A 19,984-nucleotide genomic window follows, 5' to 3' on the forward strand; every position below is an offset into this window, starting at 1 on the left:
ATAGCCTCCGAAAGACACCCTGTGAAAGCTTAGAGAATGATCACAGGGTGTGAGGGGGGAGCCATTTCATTAGTGGTCCATGTTGAACCAATGATGTGCGAACGACGCTACACCCCTGTGGGAGCGAGCTTGCTCGCGATGAGGCCAGAACAGCCAGCACACATTTCAGCTTTACCCATTTCCGTTCACGCAGCGCCTTACCACCGCTGCCTCTCCTGCAAGTAGAACGGTCTCACCTGGCTCCCTCGGTTCAGGTGAATTTTGGCGCCCTCGGGCGCCTTTTTTATTGGGGATCGATCAAAGGCCATTCGGCCAGTGCCCGATAGCGGCCCTTGTGGGATTCGAACAGGGTGAACCGGTCGGCACGCAGGAAGAATTCCGGCGCCGTTGTGGACTCCGGCACTGGTGCCCGATACTGGCGTGCCAGGGTCAGATGCGGACGGTATTCCCTTGGCGCCTCCTCCAGCCCGAACGGCAACATCGCCTGTTCCAGGGCGTACACCAGGCGCAACAATGCCGAGGGCGCCTGCTCCGGTGCGAGCACCAGCGCCCCTGCCCTGCGCCACACGTCCAGCCGATCCAGCACCACCGTCAAACGCTCGTCTGGTGTACGGATCGCCTCCGCGGCGGTACAGATATCAGCAATCTGCGCCGCGCCCACCGCCCCCAAAAACTTCAGCGTCAGGTGAAAGTTTTCCGCCGGCACCGGCCGTCCGTTGCGCAGTTGCAGCGCACTGCGCCACTGCGCTATCTCCCGGCGCTGGGCCGGGGCGCAGTTCAGCGCAAAGAACAGACGCTTGAACGGCTCGCGGGATTCTTCGTTCATGCCGGACACCTCGTGGGAAGAATGCCTGAGTGTACTCAACACCCGCCTGCCGACCAGCGCATTTCTGGCATCGTGGGACAGGCGCGTTATAGTTTTAGCATCCCGAAAAACCGGAGGGGGCCATGCGTCAGATCATCAGCAAGGAACCATGGTGGGCCAGACCGCCCGAGCCCGGCCAGGATGAACTCAAGCTGGAATGGGGCTGGCTGGTGCACTACAGCGAAGGCGAGCCGCGCTTCGAGTTCATCCGCGAGCGACCGACGGACGACGAGATCCGCCAGCGCAAGAGTTGCAGGATCACCCCGACGCCGGAGTGATCCCGCGTGCGGCGTCAGGCCTGGAAGAGCAATTCGAACCCGCCGTACACCATGCGCTGGCCATCGAAGGGCATCGGATTGACGTCCGGCTTCATGCGCGGGTCCTGCATCATCTTGTCCATTCCGGCATTGCGCCTGGCCTTGTCCGGCCAGACGATCCAGCCAAAGGCAACGGTTTCGCCTTCCTTGAGCTTCACCGACATTGGAAACGAGGTGACCTTGCCTTCCGGGACATCCTCGCCCCAGCATTCGACCACGCTCAAGGCACCGTTTTCCTTGAAAATCGATGCGGCGATTTCGGCGTGTTTGATGTATTGCTCACGGTTGGCGGTAGGTACGGCAGCAATAAAACCATCGACATAAGACATGAGTATCTCTCCTTGGGTCATGGGGTGTTCTGCTGGGTAGTCGATTGCGCTGGCGTCCAATCGACAGCGCCGGTACTCAAGCCGACCGGTGGTTCAGTACTCACCGCCAGGCTGCCTTCGATCTGCCCCGCCATGTAAAGCGTGCCAGCCATGACACCGGTGGTGGGGTTCTGCACCAGTTTGAGCCAGGCCTTGTCGAAGGTATTACCCAGGCTGCTGCGGATCAGCGCCTCACTGTCGGGCCGGTCATTGGCCTGAATCAGTGCGCGAATGCCCGCCACCCCTACCGTAATCAAGCCACCGGCGAGTCTCCCGACTGCCGCGGCCACGGCGCTGGCGGCCCCGCGCGGGGCCATCTCGGCTTCCATCCGTCGGCTGGCGCGCCTGGCCACCGGCGCCATCGCGGTGTCAGTCGAACCCACCCCCTTGTCGCCACCGGCCTTGTGGATTTTGTCGACCAGCGCGGCGAAGGCCGGCAAGGTGCTCAGCGATTCGGTATGCACGATCTGGTACAACGAGGCATCCCGCGCCGGCGGCGGCCCGAGGGCGATGGCCGGGATTTTCTGAATGCGCCCGTTGAGCTGGGCCATCGGCACGCCGTGGCGGGTGGAGATTTTCTGCAGCTCTTCCTTGAGGATGTCGACGTAGAACGCCGCTGCCAGTCCGAGAATCGCATCGGGATCGACTTCCAATGCCGCCGGGGCCAGGACTTTCTCCTGATAAGCTTCGAGCAGGTACGCCGCCAGGCGTTTTTCCGATGCGTCCTGTTCACCCTTGGCGCTGAGGGTGTACCAGCTGACCTTCACCGACAGCCATTCCTGGGTCCAGTAGCTGCTGAACCACGGAATGAAATTCTGTTCGGTCAACTCATAGACCCGTGTGCGCCAGTACTCCATCGCGCCGCGAGCGTAGATTCTGGTCTGCTCGGTGGCTGACTGCGACGCAGCGACGATCTCCCGGTCCACTTGCTGCCAGGTGCTGGCGGGAACGATGACTGGCGCCACTTCCACCGGCGCACGCGGCGGTGTGGCGCACCCTGCCAACACCACCAGCACGGCGACGATCAGCGAACGCAGGCTCAAGATTGCGACTTCCCGCAGTGTGCACCGGACGAAATGCCCGACACTCGAAACCATCGGTTTAAGTATAGGTGGCGGTGCCCTGTAGGCCGCCATCGCGAGCAGGCTCGCGATGGGGCCAGAGCAGACCGCGCAAATTGCACCATCACTTGCGTCGATATTCACCATCGCCGCGATTGCCTTCCGCTTGAACGCCGTCAGCGTAGGATCAATTCCAAGCCAACACGAAACCCCGAATCGGAGGGGAACCTCATGCTGATCCATCTGCTGACCTGCCTGGCCCTGACGGCGTTCACATTGAGTGTGTTTGCCTGGTACGTCCTGAGCGAGGAACAAACATCATGACTCACACTGTCACCATCGCCGTACGTTTTCCGGTGTTCGGCAACAATTTCTACGCGCAGGAATTCGAGTCACGTAAAGAGTTGACTCTTCTGTTCGACGAGAAGTTCGAGGCGTTGCTGATCCCGGCAGCCGATCATCACTTCAACAACGAAGTGGTCGGGCTCAATGATCAGTTCCGTTTTTTGAATGACGTTCTGGTCGAGCATCTGCTGGAAGTCGAACTGGCAAAAGGCTCGGCCCGTTCGTTCGGGTTCTGACAGCGACCGTCGGTCGCCCAGGCACGGACGGCAGCCGCTCACAACGTTCGCTGGCTATTGCCGATCCCCTTGGCAATATCAATCCCCCAATCCATCGCCGCTTCCATGTCCAGCATGTGCGGCCGCGGGTCGTGGTTTTCATCGATGGCCGTGCCGTCCGGCCGATAGACACCGATGAACATGCCCAACGAACCGTCCTTCAATATCTCTGCCTTGACTTTGATGTTGCATCCGTTCGATAGCGTTTCCTTGTGCTCCATATGGCGCTCGGTCATGACTGCATTGCTCCCCTGACTGAATTCAAACCCTATTGGCCATGCTAGCTCAGCCCTCCGGAATGCGCCGTTTGGCAGGACCGGAGGCCGGCCCTGACAGCGGCGCAATGCCACCTATACTCAAGGCCACCTCCCCCCAGGGGATCTGCACGTCCAACAATAAAAAGCAGAGGTGGAACATGGTCTGGCAGCAAGTCTACGATCCGTTCGGTAACCCGTTGCTTTCAACGCTCATGGCGGCTGTGCCGGTGGTGGTGATGCTGGCGTCCCTCGCGTTTTTTCATATCAAGGCGCACCTGGCGGCGTTGCTCGCCCTGGTCTCGGCCTTGCTGATCTCGATCTTTGCCTTCGGCATGCCGGCGAACATGGCCGGTTCCGCGGCGCTGTTCGGAGCGGCCAACGGCCTGCTGCCGATTGGCTGGATCGTGCTGAACATCATCTTCCTGCATCGCCTGACCACCGAGAACGGTTCGTTCAAGGTGTTACAAGACTCCCTGGCGCGCATCACCGATGACCGGCGCCTGCAATTGCTGCTGATCGCCTTCTGCTTCGGGGCATTTTTCGAGGGTGCCGCCGGTTTCGGTACGCCGGTGGCGGTAACCGGGGCGATTCTGATCGGGCTGGGGTTTTCGCCGCTGGCCGCTTCAGGGTTGGCGCTGATCGCCAACACCGCCCCCGTGGCGTTCGGCGCCCTCGGCACACCGATCATCACCTTGGCCAAGGTCACCGGGCTGGATGAAATGGAGCTGTCGATGATGGTCGGCCGACAGTTGCCGTTCTTCTCGGTACTGGTGCCGTTCTGGTTGATCTGGGCCTTTGCCGGCTGGCGCAAGATGGTGGAAATCTGGCCGGCGATCCTGGTGGCCGGGGTCAGTTTTGCCGTGCCGCAGTTCCTGGTGTCCAACTATCACGGGCCGATGCTGGTGGACGTGATCGCCGCACTGATTTCCATGGCCTGCCTGACCGGCTTCCTTAAGGTGTGGAAGCCGGCCACCGTGCATACCTCCGCCGCCCTGTCTGGCCGGGTCGACAACTCGAAGATCGATGCCGAGCACGACGAAAAGCCTGTACCCACTGCAACCTTTGCCAATGAAGCAAAACCGGCAGTGATGCGGGCGTGGATGCCGTGGCTCATCCTCACGGTCTTCGTGTTCATCTGGGGCACCCAGGGCTTCAAGAACACCTTCGACACCCGCCCCGCCATCGACCCGCAAACCAGTGCCGCCAAGCTCGATCCTCAGGGCAAGCCGATGCGCGAGGCGAACCCGCTGTTTGCGCCGGTCGTGACCTTCACCACCCTGCACTTGCAGGTCGAGAAAGTCCCGCCCGTGGTGGCCGCGCCGAAAACCGAAGAAGCGGTGTACAAGTTCACCTGGTTCACCGCCACCGGCAGCGGCATTCTGCTGGCGGCGATTGTCGGCGGTTTGCTGATGGGGTACTCGATCCCGCAACTGATTCACCAGTACCTGCGCACTTTGTGGGTGGTGCGTTATTCGCTGATCACCATTGCGGCGATGCTCGCGCTGGGCTTCCTCACGCGCTACTCGGGCCTGGATGCGACCATGGGCCTGGCTTTCGCCGCGACGGGCATTTTCTACCCGATGTTCGGCACCCTGCTCGGCTGGCTCGGCGTGGCGTTGACCGGTTCGGACACCGCGTCCAACGTGCTGTTCGGCGGCCTGCAACGGGTGACATCCGAGCAGTTGGGCATCAGCCCGGTGTTGATGGCCGCCGCCAACAGTTCCGGCGGGGTCATGGGCAAGATGGTCGACGCCCAGTCGATCGTGGTCGCCTCCACTGCCACCCGCTGGTACGGCCATGAAGGGGAAATCCTGCGCTACGTGTTCTTCCACTCGATTGTGCTGGCGATTCTAGTCGGTGGACTGGTGACGTTGCAGGCCTACGTCGCGCCGTTCAGCCATATGGTGGTGGGCGGGCATTGAGTCGAATACAAGCGTAATCCTGCTTGAACCTGATCCCTGTGGGAGCGAGCTTGCTCGCGATGGTGGAGTGTCATTCAACATAGATGTCGAATGGTCTGCCGCTATCGCGAGCAAGCTCGCTCCCACAGTGGATGGTGCTTTTTATTGAATGAATCGTCTGTCGAGCAGACAACGATCCCATGGACAGCTGAGCCTGACGGGCCAATGATTAAGACAGTGGACCGCGAAAACAGACCTCACGCTTCAACAAAACGAGTGTCGAGCGCCGATGAACATTCTCTACGACGAACGCGTTGACGGCGCTTTGCCCGACGTCGACAAACAGGCGCTGTTGCACGCCCTGCAAACCCGCTTGCCAGCTCTTGAGATCCTGCATCAGCGCGAGGAAACCAAGCCCTACGAATGCGACGGGCTGTCGGCCTATCGCACCACGCCGATGCTGGTGGTGCTGCCCCGATCCATCGACGAAGTCCAGGGGGTGCTGCGGGTCTGCCATGAACTGCGCGTCCCCGTCGTGGCCCGTGGCGCGGGCACCGGGTTGTCCGGCGGCGCGTTGCCCCTGGAGAAAGGCGTGCTGCTGGTGATGGCGCGCTTCAACAACATCCTGCACATCGATCCAGCCGCCCGTACTGCACGGGTTCAGCCCGGCGTACGCAATCTGGCGATTTCCCAGGCAGCGGCACCCTTCGGCCTGTATTACGCGCCGGATCCATCCTCGCAAATCGCCTGTTCCATCGGCGGCAACGTCGCGGAAAATGCCGGTGGCGTGCACTGCCTTAAGTACGGCCTGACCGTACACAACGTGCTCAAGGTCGACATCCTCACCGTCGATGGCGAGCACCTGAGCCTGGGCTCCAACGCCCTCGACGCCCCCGGTTTCGACCTGCTGGCGCTGTTCACCGGCTCCGAAGGCCTGCTCGGGGTGATCACCGAAGTCACGGTCAAGCTGCTGCCCAAGCCGCAGACCGCCAAAGTGCTACTGGCGGCGTTCGATTCCGTGGAAAAAGCCGGGCGCGCCGTCGGCGACATCATTGCCGCCGGCATCATCCCCGGTGGCCTGGAAATGATGGACAACCTGGCCATCCGCGCCGCCGAGGACTTCATCCACGCCGGTTATCCGGTGGATGCCCAGGCCATTCTGCTGTGCGAGCTCGATGGTGTCGAAGCCGATGTCTCAGATGACTGCGACCGGGTGCGCCAGGTACTGCAACAGGCCGGCGCCACCGAGTTACGCCAGGCCAAGGACGAAGCCGAGCGCGTGCTGTTCTGGGCCGGGCGCAAGAATGCCTTCCCGGCGGTGGGTCGCCTCTCGCCGGACTACTACTGCATGGACGGCACCATTCCCCGTCGCGAACTGCCCGGCGTACTGCACGCCATCGCCGAGCTTTCGAACGAATACGGCCTGCGGGTGGCCAACGTGTTCCATGCCGGCGACGGCAACATGCACCCGCTGATCCTTTTCGATGCCAATCAACCCGGTGAACTTGATCGGGCCGAAGCCCTGGGCGGCAAGATTCTGGAGTTGTGCGTGAAAGTCGGCGGCAGCATCACCGGTGAACACGGCGTGGGCCGCGAGAAAATCAACCAGATGTGCGCGCAGTTCAACAGCGATGAGCTGACCCTGTTCCATGCCATCAAGGCCGCCTTCGACCCCAGCGGCCTGCTCAACCCCGGCAAGAACATTCCGACCCTGCACCGCTGCGCCGAATTCGGTGCCATGCACATACATGGCGGTCAATTGCCCTTCCCCGAGCTGGAGCGTTTCTGATGCACGGCCCTGAAGATTTCGATGACAGCCAGTCACTGCTGGAACAGGTCAATCAGGCGCTGGAAAACGCCACGCCCTTGCGCATCCAGGGCTCCAACAGCAAAGCCTTTCTCGGCCGCACCACGGCCGGAGAGATTCTCGACACCCGCTCGCACCGGGGTATCGTCAGTTACGACCCGACTGAACTGGTGATCACCGCCCGTTGCGGCACACCGTTGTCGCAACTGACGCAGGTGCTGGACGCCGCGCAACAGATGCTGCCCTGCGAGCCACCGTCCTTCGGCGATGGCGCCACCGTCGGTGGCATGATCGCCTGCGGGCTGTCCGGGCCACGGCGCCCGTGGTCCGGTTCGGTGCGCGATTTCGTGCTCGGCACGCGGGTCATCACAGGGCAAGGCAAGCTGTTGCGCTTCGGTGGCGAAGTGATGAAAAACGTCGCCGGCTACGATCTGTCGCGCCTGATGGCCGGCAGTTACGGCAGCCTCGGGCTGATAACCGAAGTTTCCCTCAAAGTGCTGCCAAAACCCCGGCAGTGCCTCAGTATCAGCCTGGAAATGGATGCCGAACGGGCCTTGTTGCGCCTGGCGGAATGGGGCCAGCAGCCGTTGCCGATCAGCGCCGCTTGTCACGATGGTTCACGCCTGCACCTGCGGCTTGAAGGCGGTGAAGGTTCGGTATCGGCAGCCCATGAGCGCCTCGGGGGCGAACGGCTGGAGGCTTGCTGGTGGGACGATCTCAACGAACAGCGCTTGAGTTTCTTCGATGAAGACCAACCGCTTTGGCGCCTGTCACTGCCACACAACACGCCGCCTCTGTCGTTGCCGGGGCGCCAGTTGATCGACTGGGGGGGCGCCCAGCGCTGGCTGAAATCCGATGCCGAACCGGCGTACATCCGCCAGGTCGTCGACGAGATCGGTGGCCATGCCACCTGCTTCAGCCACGGCCTGACCGACACTCCATTCCAGCCTCTGGCCCCGGCCCTGATGCGCTATCACCGCAACCTGAAACTACAGCTCGATCCACGGGGTATCTTCAACCCCGGACGCCTGTACGCGGAGCTTTGAACCATGCAGACAACCTTAAGTGAACGCGCCAGCCAATTGCCCCGCGCCGCAGAAGCCGAAAGCATCCTGCGCACCTGCGTGCACTGCGGGTTCTGCAATGCCACGTGCCCGACCTATCAATTGCTCGGCGATGAACTGGACGGACCACGGGGTCGCATTTACCTGATCAAGCAGGTGCTGGAAGGCAACGACGTCACGCAAAAGACCCAGCAGCACCTGGACCGCTGCCTGTCGTGCCGCAACTGCGAAACCACCTGTCCGTCGGGCGTCGACTATCACAACCTGCTGGACATCGGGCGGGCCGTGGTCGATGCGGCGGTGCCACGCCCACTCGGTCAGCGCCTGTTGCGCGAGGGTTTGCGGCAGACTGTGCCGCATCCAGAGCTGTTCAAGAGCCTGGTCAATAGCGGTCAGGTGTTCCGCGCGCTGCTGCCCGGCAACCTGCAAAGCAAGTTGCCGCGCAATGTCTACCCGGCCAAGCCGCGACCCATGACCCTGCGCGAGCGTCAGGTGCTGATGCTCGAAGGTTGCGTGCAGCCCAGCCTGTCCCCCAACACCAATGCCGCGGCGGCGCGGGTGCTGGACCGGTTGGGGATCAGCGTCATCGCGAGCCCCGAAGCCGGTTGCTGCGGCGCCGTGGACTACCACCTGGACGCCCAGGCCGCCGGCCTCGATCGTGCCCGGCGCAACATCGACGCGTGGTGGCCGAGCCTGGAAAAAGGCGCCGAGGCGATTGTGCAGACCGCCAGCGGTTGCGGCGCCTTCATCAAGGATTACGGCCACCTGCTCGCCAGCGATCCGGCCTATGCCGACAAGGCAAAAAAGGTCAGTGCGCTGGCCAGGGATCTGGTGGAAGTGTTGCGCGACGAACCGCTGGAGCAACTCGGCCTCCACGCCTCGCAACGTCTGGCCTTCCATTGCCCCTGCACCTTGCAGCACGGGCAGAAACTCGGCGGTGCCGTGGAAGCGCTGCTGACCGGACTCGGTTTCAACCTGACGTCCGTCCCCGACGGGCACCTGTGCTGCGGTTCGGCGGGCACCTATTCGCTGACCCAGCCCGAACTGTCGCGACAACTGCGCGACAACAAACTTGACGCACTGGAAAGCGGCCATCCCGAGGTCATTGTCACGGCCAACATCGGCTGCCAGTCGCACCTCGACGGTGCGGGCCGAACCCCGGTGCGGCACTGGATCGAACTGGTCGAAGCCAACTTGCCTTGACCGAACCCTGGAGATGCCCATGAACCGCAAAGCTGTCCTGAGCCAGGCCGAAGTCGGCCAGATCCTCACCGCCGCCCGCGCTGAAGCACAGGCCAATCAATGGGCCGTGACCATAGTGGTGGTCGATGATGGCGGCCACCCGCTGGCCCTCGAACGCCTCGACGGCTGCGCCCCCGGCAGTGCCTACATCGCCACCGAAAAGGCGCGCACTTCAGCCCTCGGGCGGCGCGAATCGAAAAGCTATGAGGACATGGTCAACGCCGGGCGCTACGCTTTCCTCTCGGCACCCTTGCTGACTTCGCTTGAGGGTGGCGTACCGATTGTTTTTGATGGGCAGGTGATAGGCGCTGTCGGGGTGTCGGGCGTCAAGCCTGAACAGGATGCGCAGGTAGCGAAGGCCGGGGCGCAAAGCGTGAAATGAGGTTTTGGCATCGCCCTTTTCCCCTGTGGGAACGGGCTTGCTCGCGATAGTGGCAGACCAGTCGACATCAATGTTGAATGACATTCCGCCATCGCGAGCAAGCTCGTTCCCACAGGGTCCGTGTTAATCCAGTCATGAGGAGTTGCAGCAATGACCCGTCTAACTGCTAAAGACTTCGCCCCCGAACTACTGGAACTGTACGACTATTACGCCCACGGCAAGATCAACCGCCGGGAGTTTCTCGATCGTGCGGCGCTGTTCACCTTCGGCGGTTTGACCGCTGGAGCCCTGCTCGCCGCGCTAAGCCCCAACTATGCACTGGCCGAGCAGGTCTCCTTCACCGATCCGGAGATTATTGCCGAGTACATCACCTACCCGTCGCCCAAGGGCCACGGCCAGGTTCGCGGTTATCTGGTGCGTCCGGCCAAAGCCACCGGCAAAGTACCAGCAGTGGTGGTCGTGCACGAAAACCGTGGGCTCAACCCCTACATCGAAGATGTGGCCCGGCGGCTGGCCAAATCCGGTTTCATTGCCCTCGCCCCGGACGGCCTGAGTTCGGTCGGCGGTTATCCGGGCAATGACGACAAGGGCCGCGAGCTTCAGGCCAAGGTCGACCCGGAAAAGCTGATGAACGACTTTTTCGCCGCCGTCGAATGGATGATGAAAAACCCTGCCGCCAGCGGAAAAGTCGGCATCACCGGATTCTGCTACGGCGGTGGCGTGACCAACGCCGCTGCCGTGGCCTATCCGGAACTGGGGGCCGCCGTGTCGTTTTATGGTCGCCAGCCAGCGGCCGAGGACGTGCCCCGGATCAAGGCTCCGCTGATGCTGCATTACGGCGAGCTGGATACGCGGATCAACGAAGGCTGGCCAGCCTTTGAGAAAGCGTTGAAGGCCGGGGGCAAGACCTATGAGGCCTACATTTATCCGGGCTGCAATCATGGTTTCCACAACGACTCCACGCCGCGCTTCGACGAGGCGGCGGCGAAACTGGCGTGGGAGCGGACGTTGGGGTGGTTTCGCAAGTATCTGGTTTGACCAGGGAAATACTCGGCCAGCAGGACTGGCCTCATCGCGAGCAAGCTCGCTCCCACAGGGATCTTTGGTGAACACAAAATCTGTGTACAGCAGAGATCCAATGTGGGAGCGAGCTTGCTCGCGATGGCGGTATCACTGCCGGTGACTACTTCGGCTGAGCCACAGTCCGCAGATACGGTTTCAAGGTCTTGAAGCCATCGGGGTATTTCTTCTTCGCATCTTCATCAGACACCGACGTCGGGATGATCACGTCTTCACCCGGCCGCCAGTTCACTGGCGTGGCGACGGTGTGCTTGGCATTCAGTTGCAGGGAATCGAGCAGGCGCAGCACTTCATCGAAATTGCGCCCGGCGCTCATCGGGTAGATCAGCATGGCCTTGACCTTCTTGTCCGGGCCGACAATGAATACCGAACGCACCGTGGCGTTGTCCACTGCCGTGCGTGCGCCACCGCTGGCATTGGGATGGATCATGTCGTAGAGCTTGGCCACCACCAGGTTTTCGTCGCCGATCAGCGGGTAGTTCACCGCTGTGCCCTGGGTCTCGGCGATGTCACCGACCCAACGTTTGTGATCACTGACCGGGTCGACGCTGAGGCCCAGGACCTTGGTGTTGCGCTTGTCGAATTCCGGTTTGAGTTTGGCCAGGTAACCCAGTTCGGTGGTGCATACCGGGGTGAAATCCTTGGGATGGGAAAACAGGATGGCCCAGCCATCGCCGATCCATTGGTGAAAATTGAGGGTGCCTTCGGTGGTGTCGGCGGTGAAATCCGGTGCTTCGTCGCCAATGCGGATAGCCATGTTCGATCTCCTTGCAGTGATGGACAGAGACGCCGTCAGGGCAGCGCATACGCTTTCAACGGCATGGACGCGACTCAGTATAGGAGAGGTTCGACGACTCGCTGCAACGGGTTGAACACCTCGCTAGCCCACCAGCGCAATCAGTTGCTGACGCTGGGCATCGGTGAGCATCGGGCCGAAACCGGCCCGGACATTTTCCGCCATGTAGCGCGGGTTGCCGGTGCCGGGAATCACGCAGGTCACCGCCGAATGTGACAGCAGGTACTTCAGTGCCAGTTGCGGCCAACTCTTGACCCCGACTTGCGCCGCCCAGCCTGGCAGCGGCTTATCCTTGAGTCTGGCCAGCAAGCCGCCACCGCCAAACGGCCGGTTGCAGATCACCGCCACTCCCCGCTCGCGGCACAACGGCAGCAGGCGTTTCTCGACGCCGCGATCATCCAGGGCGTAGTTGATCTGCAAGAAATCCACTGGCTCGGCCTTGAGTACCGCTTCCACTTCTTCATAGGCCGACGCCGTGTAATGGGTGATGCCGATGTAGCGGATGCGCCCTGCTTCCTTCCAGTGGCGCAGGGTCGGCAGGTGCGTCTGCCAGTCCAGCAGGTTGTGGATCTGCATCAGGTCGATCCGGTCGGTCTGCAACAGGGCGAAGGATTGTTCCATCTGCGCGATGCCTTCTTCGCGGCCCCGGGTCCACACCTTGGTGGCCAGGAAGGCCGGCGAGCGCGGCTCATGGATCGACAGCAGTTCGCCGGTGGTCTGTTCGGCGCGACCGTACATCGGCGAGCTGTCGATCAGCTTGCCACCCTTGTCAAACAAGGCATCCAGCACTGCGGGCAAGTCCTTGTAGGCCGAAGGCTCGACATCGAATCCGCGATAAGTGCCCAACCCTACGATCGGCAAGGACTCGTTGCTTGAAGGAATGGCGCGGGTCTGCATGGTCTTGCCTCCTGTTCCCGTCGACGGCACGGGTTGTGCCCCCGCCTGACCGAACGTGAAGACCGCCGAAGCACCGGCAGCCAGCGTGAGTATTGCTCTACGGGTGTACCCCACAGGATGGCTCATAAAACGCTTCTCACCAGTCGCCAGGGTCCGGCCTGTTGCGCCGACAATACGGATAACCCGCGCCAAGGGTCGATTGACTACACTCAGAAAGCCTTGTGGCGCCAGCCATTTTCAAACCCCGAGCAGTCAATGCCGCCCACTAACGTTAGTCGAATGTCGCGCACCCTGTTGTTACTCGTCGTCATCGTCGCTGCGTTGTACCTGGCGCTGTGCGTGGCGCTGTTCGTTTTCCAGCGAGCGCTGATTTACTACCCGCAACCGCGCGCCGTCGGTACAGACGCGACGCTGCTCACCTTGCCGACTGCCGACGCACAGGTGCTGGTGTCCATCCGGCCGCACGAGGGTCCCAACGCGCTGATTTATTTTGGTGGTAATGCCGAAGACGTCTCGCGCAACCTGCCCGGGTTCTCCCAAGCGTTCCCTGACTACGCCCTGTACCTGCTGCATTACCGTGGTTATGGCGGGAGTTCCGGCTCGCCTTCCGAAGAGGGCATTGCCCGCGATGCCATCACGTTGTTCGACCAGGTACATGCCAGCCATCCGCATGTGGCAGTGGTCGGACGCAGCCTGGGTTCCGGGGTGGCCGTGCGCCTGGCCAGCGAGCGCCCGGCGGCGCGACTGGTTCTGATCACGCCCTACAACAGTCTCGAAGGGCTCGCCGCCCGTCAGTTCCGCTGGTTTCCGGTGCGCTGGTTGTTGAAGGACAAGTTTCAGTCCTGGCGGTACGCCGCCCGCATCACCGTGCCGACATTGTTGATCGCGGCCGAGCATGACGAGGTGATTGCGCGCTCAAGCACCGAGCGCCTGTTGAGTCACTTCACCCGTGGTGTGGCGTCATTGCAGGTCATTGCGGGGACGGGCCATAACTCGATCAGTGACAGCCCCGACTACCTCAAACGTCTGCGTGAAGGGTTGTAAAACCTGAGTGCAACGTGCCTTTCCCATGACGAAATACGACCGTTAATCCGAGAGTTCACCTACGCCCAATAAAAACATATTTTTATGCCTATATTGATATTGTCGAACATTCCCACTCTCAGAGGGTGCCGTCATGAATATCAAGATCCTGGCTTTGCTCCTGCTGGCTTTCTGTGCGCAACCGGTCTGGAGCCAGACGCCTGCCGCCTCACCTGCCGCTGCCGACAGCCCCGCGCTGACCACGCGCCTGGCCCTTCGCGACCTTTGGGTCGAACACATTTTCTGGATCAGAAACTACGCGCTTGCCAATCAATCCGCCGACCAGAAGCAAGCCAAAGTGGCGGCGGACCAGGTTGTCGACAACGCCACCAAAATCGCCAACAGCATCGCCCCGCTCTACGGCCAACCGGCAGCCGATCAGTTGCTCAAGCTGCTTGCCGGTCATTGGGGCGCGGTGAAACACTACAGCGATGCCACTGTCGCAAAAGACGCGAAAGGCAAGCAGGCTGCCGTCACCGAGTTGACCGGCAATGCCAAGGCGATTGCGGCTTTCCTGGCCACCGCCAACCCCAATCTGCCTGAAGCCACGCTGGTCAACATGTTGTCGGCCCATGGCGGTCACCACGTCGCCCAGATCGATGAATTCTCGGCACACGATTACACCGGCGAAGCCCGCACCTGGGCGATGATGCGCACGCACATCCTGGCCCTGGCCGACGCGCTGACCGGTGCGCTGGTCAAGCAATTCCCGGACAAGCTCTGATATCGCGCGAGGGCACACCATGCTGGAAGGACTGGGCCGAACACAGCAGGACCTGCTCAACGCACTGCTGCACCATGGGAGCGGCATGAGCATTGACGAGTTGGCTGAGCACCTGGCAGTCACGCGCACGGCGATCCGCCAACACCTGGCGGCGCTGGAGCGTGACGCTCTGGTGCTGCGCGGCGACACCAGGCCGACGGGTCGTCGCCCCGAGCAGTTGTATCAGCTCACCGACCACGCGCGGGAGCAGTTCCCTCGCCATTATCAGCTACTGGCCAGCGTATTGATTGATGAAGTCGCCGCCATCATCGGTCCTCAAGCCCTGGCCTCGCTGATGCGCAGCATGGGCCGCAAGCTGGCTTCGGAGCGCGAACAGCAGGTCGTGGATGAAGCCAGGATCGTCCAGCACATGAACCAGGCGGGCTACGAAGCCGAGGTGTTTTTTCGCTCAGGCGGCACCCCGGAAATCGTCGCGCATAACTGCGTGTTCCATCGCCTGGCCGCTGCCCACCCGGTGGTCTGCGAACTGGACCTGGCCTTGATTGGCGCGTTGGGCGGCGGTGAAGTCGAGCACAGTGAATGCATGGTGCGTGGCGGACACGTCTGTCGCTTCAGATTGCATCCGAGCGAAACCCAGGACGTCGCGACAGAGGTCGCTTCAGTCAATACCGATCAGCCAGCCTAGCGCTGGCGTGACCACCGTTGCTGCCGGTTTCCGACGACCTGACACCCTTCGTCGGACTCATGGCTTCGCCCGCAAATAGACAGGTGCCCGCCGTGAACCTTGTTTCAAGGCACCAGTCATAGCCCAGCGTTTTTCCCCACTTTCTTCGTTGTCATCTCATCAGAGTTGTCCGTCCATGCGCCAAACTGTCGTTGCCTTGCGCTTTTCTTCGCTGTGCCTGTTTTCCCTGCTCCCTGTTTTTGCAAGCCCCGCCCAGGCCGATGGGCAACGGCAACTGGTAGACGCCATCAACGACTATCGCGCCCATCCGCAACGCTGCGACCGGCGGCCGGCGCAACGCTTATCACCCCTGACGCTCAAGTCGAACCTGGCCCTGCCCGTTGGCTATGGCGGTGGGTTGCGGGACCGGTTAAAGGCTTCCGGCTATCAGGCCACCATGGTGCGATCCATCCGCGTGGTGGGTGCACAGGATGCCGAAGAAGCCTTCGATATGTTCCAGGACGAGCACTGCGCCGCACTGCTCGACAATCAATACGCCGACATCGGCGTCAGCCGCGCTGGGAGTGAGTGGCAAGTGGTGCTGGCACGGCCGGTGCTCGACGGGAAAACCGGCGATCCACGCAGCGCCGCTCAGGCGTTGCTGGCGCAGGTCAACGCAGCCCGGGCCAAACCGCGACTGTGTGGTCGCCAGCGTTTCGCCGCCGCACGGCCGCTATCCTGGAGTGCCGCCTTGGGCTCCGCAGCACAAAGCCACAGCAAGGATATGGCCTACGGCAACTATTTCGCCCACCAGGATCCCGACGGTGACATGCCCTCCGACCGCGCCAGGGCCGCTGGCTACCGTGGCCGGCAGATCGGTGAAAACATCGCAGCCGGCCAAGGTTCACCCAGCAAGGCCATGGCCGGCTGGCTCGCCAGCCCCGGGCATTGCGCCAACCTGATGAACCCGATGTTCACCCAGGTCGGTGCCGCTTACGCCGCCAACGCGCGCAGCGACAATGGTGTTTACTGGACGATGCTGTTTGGCGCGCCTTGAGCCGCTGACCGGAACCACCTTGCGGGCATTAAAAAGCCCGCACTGAGCGGGCTTTGTGGGTGAATGTAACAAGTAGGTGGCCGGTGCTGGTCTCCGGCTTACAAGGTTTATCAGGCCTCCCACAAAAGAGTCGTGAAACTGTAATGGAACTCTTCTGCTTCACACGGCATAAGGGCTGGATCCCAGCGCGGGGATCTTTCTAACCGTGTACCCTTCGGAACGCGCCCCACGTCTCCTTGCTATCCTTTTGCGCATCAGTCTGCGTCTTCACCTACAGGTTTGAGGATAGCAAAACAGACACATTTGCCAACCGGGCTTTTAGACCGATTTCGACCAGCAGAAAACATGGCAGGACGGAAAAATACTATCGATCCACGGATGACTTCACATGGATGAGTTTCACCACGGCAGTTGCCTCTGCGGCGCCGTCAAATATCGCTTGTCGACCGAGCTGAAAGCCGTTACCCATTGCCATTGCAGCCAATGCCGAAAGGGCCATGGGGCTGCATTTGCAACCTATGCCAGCGCACCCGCCTCGGCGCTTGGCATCATGACCGGCGCAGATTCGCTGCAGGCGTATGAATCGTCCAGGGGTGTCACGCGGCAGTTCTGTTCCCACTGCGGATCTTCACTGTTCTGGACTGACTCGACAGGAGCGTTTTCCGAGTGGATTTCGATTGCCCTCGGTACGCTGGATACGCCGTTCCGACCAAACAAGCAAAAACATGTTTTTGCCAGCTCGAAAGCGGATTGGTACGACATCAACGATCAGCATCCACGAACGGACTGAGTGGCTGGAGCGAGCTTGCTCGCGATGAGGTCAGCACATTCAACATTGATATCGACTGACCCACCGCTATCGCGAGCAAGCTCGCTCCCACAGTGATTTCGGTTGCTCGCAGATTTTGCGTACATCCACTAACCCTGTGGGAGCGAGCTTGCTCGCGATGGCGTCAAATCAGTCAACATTGATGTTGCCTGACACTCTGCATTCGCGAGCAAGCTCGCTCCCACACAGGTTGCACTTGGCAACCCGGCCACACTCATGCAGGCCGACGCACCACCCTCACCTTGCCGCTATCGCCGCCACCGCAGAACAACCGCTCGCCACCATCGGACTCCAGCCCCGACACGCCCACGCCTTCGGGCATTTTCAGGCTCTGCAGCACTTCGCCCGATTGCGGATCGATCCGGCGCAGCTCGCTTTCATCGCCTTCCCACGTACCGTGCCACAGCGCGCCGTCCACCCAGGTCACGCCGGTGACGAAACGGTTGGATTCGATGGTGCGCAGGATCTTGCCGTTCTCGGGGTCGATCTGGTGAATCTTGCGTTCGCGGTACTGGCCCACCCATAACGTCCCTTCGGCCCAGGTCAGCCCCGAATCAGCGCCTGCGCCGGGAGCAGGAATGGTCGAGAGGATGCGACCGGTGCGGGGGTCAATCTTGTGGATGCGGTCTTCGGCGATCTGGAACAGGTGCTCCCCGTCAAACGCGGTGCCTGCATGGGCAGCGACATCGATCGAGCTCAGCACCTTACCGCTTTCCGGGTCCAGGGCGTTGATTTTGCTGTTGCATGCGAACCAGACCTTTTCGCCATCCCAGGTGACGCCGCACACGTGGTCGACATCGGCAAACGGGCCATATTCACGAATGATTTCAGCAGTTGCATGTTTCATCTGGCATTCCTTGATGGGGTTTGGTGCCGTTCATCCTAGCCACCGGGCAGCGGTGCCGGGAGTAACAAGGTCGTCGCGAATCCCGGAACGGGCGGCGTCATCCAGCGCCGCGCGCGACCACGGCCAAACCACTGCACCTTGCCCCGCTCCGCCAGCGCATCGAGCGCCCGTTGCACCGTGCGCTGGCTGGTACCCAGCGCCAGGGCCAGGGCGGAACTGGACCACGACTCGCCATCGGCGAGGCAGGCAAACACCGCGGCAAATTTTTCCTCGACCGGTTGCGCCAGCGTCACCACCTGCGTACACACCGGCGATTGCAGGGCATAACCGCGCGCTGTCGCGATAACGCCGGCCAACGGCTTGAGTGCTTTACGCAGCCTGCCGATTTCCACGCGAAGCCGGGCGCGATGGGATTCATCCGAAAGCTTCAGACGGAACGCCCGGGCAATCAGCACTTCCCGTGCAACATCGGCGGGCCACGCCTCGGCCAACACACGGGCGAGCACGAACAGGATCGGCCGCGTCGCGAGCGACACCGACATGCCACAACCGCGCACAACGTACCGGCAGGCATCCACCACCAGTGACGTTGAACAGAACAACGCTTCAACATCATCGAGCAACAGCGGCCGTACTTCACCCTGGGCAATCAGGCGTGCCGCGGGGGCATCGAGCAGATATACAGCGTGTTGGACCTCAGCCATCAGCGCAGCAATCCCGGCTTGAACGGCAGCCTGCCCTGCCCTGTTCAACGCCTCCCGCGCCGCGTGCGATTGCAGGCGCCGAATGGCAATCCCCGCCAGCACCAGTTCATGGATTGCCCGCAACGCCGGCGGCAATGGGCCGGGGTCGAGTCCGGCCAGCAACTGCTGTGCCTCATCAAGCTGGCCGATCAGCAGCAGACGGCGGATTTGCAGATAACGCGCATGGGCGGCATTGACCCGGTCACCGTGGTGTTCAAGGGTGACCCGCGCCGTTTCGAGCGCCTTGACCGGCCACCCGAGCTCCCGCGAAGCCAGGGCGATTTCGGCCTCAGCCACCACGCATCGCGCCCGGGCCAGCACTTCCCTGGGCGCAAAGGCCCGTTGCGCCCGCTTGATCAGAGCCCTGGCCCGCACCAGATCGCCCAGTTGCGCCATGGCGATACCGCGCAGGGCCAGCGCCGGCGCATCGTCGCGCAATGCCACACGGTCCAGAGCGCCCAGCGGGTTCCCCGCCGCCAACGCCTGGGCGGCCGCCGCGATCAACGAATCCATCGAAATCCCGCCACGCTTGTCACTCCCACCGTTCGATACCCGGGTTTAGTCTAAATCACGACCTTTCACCAGGAGCGCACAACGATGAACACGCACAAAACCGCGACCCGGGAGCAATGGCTGGCAGCACGTTTGCAATTGCTTGAAGCGGAAAAGGCCCTGACCCGACGCAGCGATGAAGTGGCCAGGCAACGCCAGGCATTGCCATGGTTTCGCCTCGACAAGACGTACCGCTTCGATACCGACAACGGCAGCGCCACCCTGGCCGAACTCTTTCAAGGGCGCTCGCAACTGCTGGTCTACCACTTCATGTTCGGCCCCGACTACACAGCCGGCTGCCCGTCCTGCTCAGCCATCGCCGATGGCTTCGACCCCCTAGTCATCCACCTGGCGAACCACGACGTGACCCTGATGGCGATATCCCGCGCACCCTTGGCGAAACTGCAGGCCTACAAGCGCCGAATGGGCTGGACCTTCCCCTGGGCCTCGGCCGCCGACAGCGACTTCACCGCCGATTTCAATGTCTACTTCACCGAAGCGCAGCAGCGCGAAGGCTTGGTCGAATACAACTACCAGCGCGGCGGCCATGCCATGGACGCCAGTGAAATACCGGAAGCGGTGAAACAGTTCGCCGCGACCTGTGGCACCGATGCATCGACCTACACCCGCGACAGGCCGGGTTTGAGTACGTTTGTGCTGGAGGACGGCGAGATTTATCACACCTATTCCACCTACGCGCGGGGCCTGGACGGGTTGTGGAGCATGTACCAATGGCTCGACCGCGCGCCCAAGGGACGCAATGAAACGGGGCCCTGGTGGCGTCGGCATGATGAGTACCGGTGAGCGGCAGCGGTGTCGCTGACCGCC

The 19,984-nt window shown here is 61.9% G+C and carries 22 protein-coding genes; 14 read left to right on the plus strand and 8 right to left on the minus strand.

Annotated features, from left to right (window positions below):
• Positions 1–283 precede the first annotated feature (283 nt).
• Entirely contained in the window at positions 284–826 is a 543-nt protein-coding gene (gene thpR / locus AC3WTM_RS12140; protein ID WP_102671871.1) for an RNA 2',3'-cyclic phosphodiesterase, read from the minus strand.
• 122 nt (positions 827–948) lie between these two features.
• Between thpR and AC3WTM_RS12145 the strand changes: the two genes are divergently transcribed.
• Positions 949–1,143 carry a hypothetical protein gene (locus AC3WTM_RS12145; RefSeq protein WP_056727280.1) on the plus strand — a complete coding sequence of 65 codons (195 nt, stop codon included), beginning with the start codon at positions 949–951 and terminating at the stop codon, positions 1,141–1,143.
• A 14-nt stretch (positions 1,144–1,157) separates the two neighbouring features.
• Here the strand turns inward: AC3WTM_RS12145 and AC3WTM_RS12150 are convergent, their stop codons facing one another.
• Together AC3WTM_RS12150 and AC3WTM_RS12155 are read right to left on the minus strand one after the other, a co-directional pair.
• Positions 1,158–1,511: a DUF1428 domain-containing protein gene (locus AC3WTM_RS12150; protein ID WP_102671872.1), complete on the minus strand. Its 354-nt coding sequence runs from the start codon at positions 1,509–1,511 to the stop codon at positions 1,158–1,160.
• Between the two features lie 17 nt (positions 1,512–1,528).
• On the minus strand, positions 1,529–2,593 hold the full coding sequence (locus tag AC3WTM_RS12155; RefSeq protein ID WP_102671873.1) for a hypothetical protein: 1,065 nt from the start codon (positions 2,591–2,593) through the stop codon (positions 1,529–1,531).
• Between the two features lie 338 nt (positions 2,594–2,931).
• Between AC3WTM_RS12155 and AC3WTM_RS12160 the strand changes: the two genes are divergently transcribed.
• Positions 2,932–3,192 (plus strand): hypothetical protein, encoded by a 261-nt coding sequence (locus tag AC3WTM_RS12160; protein WP_102671874.1) that lies wholly within the window; start codon positions 2,932–2,934, stop codon positions 3,190–3,192.
• A gap of 38 nt (positions 3,193–3,230) precedes the next feature.
• On the opposite strand, the gene AC3WTM_RS12165 is transcribed toward AC3WTM_RS12160, so the two are convergent.
• Positions 3,231–3,467 (minus strand): hypothetical protein, encoded by a 237-nt coding sequence (locus AC3WTM_RS12165; protein ID WP_085728697.1) that lies wholly within the window; start codon positions 3,465–3,467, stop codon positions 3,231–3,233.
• Between the two features lie 179 nt (positions 3,468–3,646).
• Between AC3WTM_RS12165 and AC3WTM_RS12170 the strand changes: the two genes are divergently transcribed.
• From AC3WTM_RS12170 to yghX, 6 genes are all read left to right on the plus strand, one after another.
• Complete coding sequence (locus AC3WTM_RS12170) at positions 3,647–5,410, plus strand: L-lactate permease (RefSeq protein WP_102671875.1); 1,764 nt, start codon at positions 3,647–3,649, stop codon at positions 5,408–5,410.
• A gap of 268 nt (positions 5,411–5,678) precedes the next feature.
• Positions 5,679–7,178, plus strand: a complete 1,500-nt coding sequence (glcD, locus tag AC3WTM_RS12175; RefSeq protein ID WP_102671877.1) for a glycolate oxidase subunit GlcD — start codon at positions 5,679–5,681, stop codon at positions 7,176–7,178.
• The gene (glcE, locus tag AC3WTM_RS12180; protein WP_102671878.1) at positions 7,178–8,242 is read left to right on the plus strand and encodes a glycolate oxidase subunit GlcE; all 1,065 of its coding nucleotides are present in this window, start codon (positions 7,178–7,180) and stop codon (positions 8,240–8,242) included. The genes glcD and glcE overlap by 1 nt, the downstream gene beginning before the upstream one ends.
• A 3-nt stretch (positions 8,243–8,245) precedes the next feature.
• Positions 8,246–9,463 (plus strand): glycolate oxidase subunit GlcF, encoded by a 1,218-nt coding sequence (gene glcF, locus AC3WTM_RS12185; protein WP_102671879.1) that lies wholly within the window; start codon positions 8,246–8,248, stop codon positions 9,461–9,463.
• Between the two features lie 19 nt (positions 9,464–9,482).
• The gene (locus tag AC3WTM_RS12190) at positions 9,483–9,884 is read left to right on the plus strand and encodes a heme-binding protein (RefSeq protein ID WP_090456193.1); all 402 of its coding nucleotides are present in this window, start codon (positions 9,483–9,485) and stop codon (positions 9,882–9,884) included.
• Between the two features lie 150 nt (positions 9,885–10,034).
• A complete protein-coding gene (yghX, locus tag AC3WTM_RS12195; RefSeq protein ID WP_102671880.1) occupies positions 10,035–10,922 on the plus strand; it encodes a YghX family hydrolase in 888 nt (295 codons plus the stop codon).
• 145 nt (positions 10,923–11,067) lie between these two features.
• Here the strand turns inward: yghX and AC3WTM_RS12200 are convergent, their stop codons facing one another.
• Together AC3WTM_RS12200 and AC3WTM_RS12205 are read right to left on the minus strand one after the other, a co-directional pair.
• The gene (locus AC3WTM_RS12200; protein WP_102671881.1) at positions 11,068–11,721 is read right to left on the minus strand and encodes a peroxiredoxin; all 654 of its coding nucleotides are present in this window, start codon (positions 11,719–11,721) and stop codon (positions 11,068–11,070) included.
• Positions 11,722–11,844: 123 nt separating this feature from the next.
• On the minus strand, positions 11,845–12,783 hold the full coding sequence (locus tag AC3WTM_RS12205) for an aldo/keto reductase (RefSeq protein ID WP_173677960.1): 939 nt from the start codon (positions 12,781–12,783) through the stop codon (positions 11,845–11,847).
• Positions 12,784–12,912: 129 nt separating this feature from the next.
• Between AC3WTM_RS12205 and AC3WTM_RS12210 the strand changes: the two genes are divergently transcribed.
• The 5 genes from AC3WTM_RS12210 (at position 12,913) to AC3WTM_RS12230 (ending at position 16,975) form a co-directional block, all read left to right on the plus strand.
• Complete coding sequence (locus tag AC3WTM_RS12210) at positions 12,913–13,701, plus strand: alpha/beta hydrolase (protein ID WP_102671883.1); 789 nt, start codon at positions 12,913–12,915, stop codon at positions 13,699–13,701.
• 133 nt (positions 13,702–13,834) lie between these two features.
• On the plus strand, positions 13,835–14,464 hold the full coding sequence (locus AC3WTM_RS12215; protein WP_102671884.1) for a hypothetical protein: 630 nt from the start codon (positions 13,835–13,837) through the stop codon (positions 14,462–14,464).
• A gap of 19 nt (positions 14,465–14,483) precedes the next feature.
• Positions 14,484–15,149 carry a helix-turn-helix transcriptional regulator gene (locus AC3WTM_RS12220; RefSeq protein WP_102671885.1) on the plus strand — a complete coding sequence of 222 codons (666 nt, stop codon included), beginning with the start codon at positions 14,484–14,486 and terminating at the stop codon, positions 15,147–15,149.
• Between the two features lie 175 nt (positions 15,150–15,324).
• Positions 15,325–16,185: a CAP domain-containing protein gene (locus tag AC3WTM_RS12225; RefSeq protein ID WP_102671886.1), complete on the plus strand. Its 861-nt coding sequence runs from the start codon at positions 15,325–15,327 to the stop codon at positions 16,183–16,185.
• Positions 16,186–16,573: 388 nt separating this feature from the next.
• Positions 16,574–16,975, plus strand: a complete 402-nt coding sequence (locus AC3WTM_RS12230) for a GFA family protein (RefSeq protein ID WP_102671887.1) — start codon at positions 16,574–16,576, stop codon at positions 16,973–16,975.
• A gap of 253 nt (positions 16,976–17,228) precedes the next feature.
• Here the strand turns inward: AC3WTM_RS12230 and AC3WTM_RS12235 are convergent, their stop codons facing one another.
• On the minus strand, positions 17,229–17,861 hold the full coding sequence (locus AC3WTM_RS12235) for a Vgb family protein (protein ID WP_102671888.1): 633 nt from the start codon (positions 17,859–17,861) through the stop codon (positions 17,229–17,231).
• Positions 17,862–17,896: 35 nt separating this feature from the next.
• Entirely contained in the window at positions 17,897–19,117 is a 1,221-nt protein-coding gene (locus tag AC3WTM_RS12240; RefSeq protein WP_102671889.1) for a helix-turn-helix domain-containing protein, read from the minus strand.
• 84 nt (positions 19,118–19,201) lie between these two features.
• Between AC3WTM_RS12240 and AC3WTM_RS12245 the strand changes: the two genes are divergently transcribed.
• Entirely contained in the window at positions 19,202–19,960 is a 759-nt protein-coding gene (locus AC3WTM_RS12245; RefSeq protein WP_102671890.1) for a DUF899 domain-containing protein, read from the plus strand.
• Positions 19,961–19,984: the final 24 nt, after the last annotated feature.

Source organism: Pseudomonas sp. EU05-FHT14B02 (genome assembly GCF_058791055.1).